This window comes from Kitasatospora sp. NPDC091257, assembly GCF_044757675.1.
In the GTDB taxonomy this organism is placed as follows: Bacteria; Actinomycetota; Actinomycetes; order Streptomycetales; family Streptomycetaceae; genus Kitasatospora; species Kitasatospora lactacystinica.
Map to the genome: position 1 here is coordinate 1 of NZ_JBIVVI010001494.1, position 1,879 is coordinate 1,879.

2 protein-coding genes are annotated in these 1,879 nt (G+C 76.0%); one reads left to right on the plus strand and one right to left on the minus strand.

From position 1 onward, the window contains the following. A partial coding sequence (locus ACIQOV_RS39650) for a BTAD domain-containing putative transcriptional regulator (protein WP_401055769.1) occupies positions 1-752 on the plus strand: 752 nt, incomplete at its 5' end. A gap of 181 nt (positions 753-933) precedes the next feature. Here the strand turns inward: ACIQOV_RS39650 and ACIQOV_RS39655 are convergent. Beyond that, the gene (locus tag ACIQOV_RS39655; protein ID WP_401055771.1) at positions 934-1,509 is read right to left on the minus strand and encodes a hypothetical protein; all 576 of its coding nucleotides are present in this window, start codon (positions 1,507-1,509) and stop codon (positions 934-936) included. Positions 1,510-1,879: the final 370 nt, after the last annotated feature.

The following is a 1,879-nucleotide window of genomic DNA, read 5'->3' on the forward strand; positions in this document are numbered from 1 at the left end:
CCCGGATCCGGCTGCTCGGCCCGGTGGACGTCGCGGGGGTCCTCGGCACCGCCGTCCCCGGCGCGCTGCCCCGGCTCACCGAGCTGGCCGTCTACCTGGCGCTGCGTCCGGGGTCGGACCGCCACGCGCTCGACCACGATCTGCACCCCGGCGCGGCGCACCTCGACCCGCACCCCACCTCGGCCGACGCCCAGAGCCCGGTGGTGGCCAAACTCGGCGACCTGGCCGCCTGGTTCGGCACCTCCCCGGAGGGCCGCGCCTTCCTGCCCACCGAGGGCACCGAAGGGTACTCCTTCGCCCCGGCGGTCACCTGCGACTGGGACGAGTTCCGCGGCCTCTACCGGCGCGGCATGCGCAGCACCAGTGCCACCGCCGACGCGGCCCTCGCCCATGCCCTGGCCCTGGTCCGCGGGGCGCCGTTCGCGGAGGCCCCGCCGGCCTCGTACGGCTGGGCCGAGGCCGAGCGGCAGGACATGATCGCGGCGATCGTCGACACGGCCCACGAACTGGCCGCCCGGCGTCTGCAGTACGGCGACCACCGCAGCGCCGAGGCCGCCGTCTTCCGCGGCCTCGCCGTCGCCCCGGACGTCGAACTGCTGCACCGGGACCTCTTCTACGCCTACGCCTCGGCCGGCGCCCGCGACCAACTCCTGCGCGCCGTCAACCGGTTGGACGCGCTCAGCCGCCGGACCGGCCGGGACCTGGACGCCGACACCGTCGCCCTGCTGCGGGACCTGCTCGCGGGATCCTGAGGTGGATCGCCGACTGCCCGGCCACTCCCACGGGGGTGGCCGGGCAGTCGTGTTGACGGGCCGACGGCGGATGTGGCGGTCGTGTGGACATTCGGTACGGATGCGGTCGGCGGATCGGTCGGTGGGCCGATCCGTGGAGCGGCGGTCCGGAGGATCGGCGGATCGGCGGGCCGGTGGCCGGTCAGACCGCCCGCAGCCAGGCGTCCAGGGCGGTGAAGTCCGCCTCGGTGAGCCCGCGTCGGGGATCCACCCGGTGGAGCAGGGTGCGGGCGGGGGAGTGGGCGGCGACCCAGCGGCGGTCGGGCTCGGTGATCTCGTCGTCCACCCAGGCGAACGGCCGCCCGTCCGCCCATGCGACCAGCGCACGGGTCTTCCAGTGCAGGCCGTCCGGCCCGTCCGGCCAGTTCGTGATGTCCGGCGGGTCCGTCGTCGCAGGGGCGTCCGGGGCGTCCATGGCACCCGTGTCGTCCACCGGCCAGTCCACGACGGGGAGTCGGGGCAGGCCGAGCCAGGGCGCGAGGCACTCGTTGGCGTCCTCCAGCCAGGTGGTGGCCCACACCGGCTCGCCCGGCAGACTCAGCAGCCGCGGCCCCAACTCCGGGTTCACGCGGGCGATCAGCGGATTCCCGCCCATCGCCGTGCCGGGCGGGACGTACGGGCTGCGGTAGGTGGGGTAGCCGCCGGGGGGAGGGTCGCCGAAGGGGATCAGCGGGCCGTCCACGTCGAGGAAGAGCAAGGGGCGATCGGCATCGACCATGACGGCACCTTAGCGGGGCGGGGCGGGTGGTGTGGTGCACCGATCGGCCACCCGGCCTGGAACGGGTGAGCCGGGATCTCGTAGGGTGGCGCGCACGGAGTGTGGTGGCAGGCGCCACACAGGCGAGGGCATCAGACGCCGCGGGAGCGGCGGGGCGGGGCGGTGACCAGGAGATGGCGGAGACGACAGCGGTTTCCGGAGGTCCCGACCCGGCCGGCGGCTCGGGGCCCTGGGACGCCGTACCGCCGCCCCCGCGCCTCCCGGCCGAGGAGCATCCGCCCGGCCCCGCAGCGCTGTACGAGCCGCCGCCGCCCCCGGCCGCCCCTGCCCCCGCTCCGGTCGCCGCTTCCGTACCGGGTGTTCCTCCGGG

What these genes read in the sequence shown, in the direction of transcription:
- ACIQOV_RS39655 (WP_401055771.1), bottom strand. Translation starts at nt 1,509, where the DNA reads ATGGTCGATGCCGATCGCCCCTTGCTCTTCCTCGACGTGGACGGCCCG.